At 40.3% G+C, this 578-nt stretch carries 1 protein-coding gene; it reads left to right on the forward strand.

Annotation, left to right across the window (positions count from 1 at the left end):
- Nucleotides 1-578 (forward strand): pilus assembly protein N-terminal domain-containing protein (locus HMPREF1551_RS14030; protein WP_021628824.1); only part of this gene is annotated, 578 nt, incomplete at both ends.

Genomic DNA, 578 nt, shown 5'->3' on the forward strand with positions numbered 1-578 from the left:
GGAAAGAGGAAGCTTTGAAATTACCGTGACACCTATATTTGAACTTCATTTCACCCCCGAAGCGCTTTCTATAGAAGTTGGGAAAACAACAGTAGTGACTATTGTAGGCACCCTGAACCCTACCGATAAAGTACAAATTGCTGATGAGGAAATTATAGCCCTACAAGGTGAGATTACCAACAACAAAATCAACCTATTCGCTAAAAAAATAGGTACTACCAAGGTAAGTATCCTCTCGGCGGAAGGAAAAGAAAGAGGAAGTTTCGAGATTACCGTGACACCTGTATTTGAACTTCATTTCACCTCCGAAGCGCCTTCTATAGAAGTTGGGAAAACAACAGTAGTGACTATTGTAGGCACCCTGAACCCTACCGATAAAGTACAAATTGCTGATAAGGAAATTGTAGCCCTACAAGGAGAAGTTACCGACAACAAAATCAATCTCTTGGCTAAAAAAATAGGTGCTACCAAGGTAAGTATTCTCTCAGCGGAAGGAAAGGAAAGAGGGAGCTTTGAAATTACCGTAACACCTGTATTCCAACTCTCTTTTACTCCTGAAAAACTAACTATAGAACAAC

The sequence above is a fragment of the Capnocytophaga sp. oral taxon 863 str. F0517 genome (assembly GCF_000466425.1).
Taxonomy (GTDB): Bacteria; Bacteroidota; Bacteroidia; order Flavobacteriales; family Flavobacteriaceae; genus Capnocytophaga.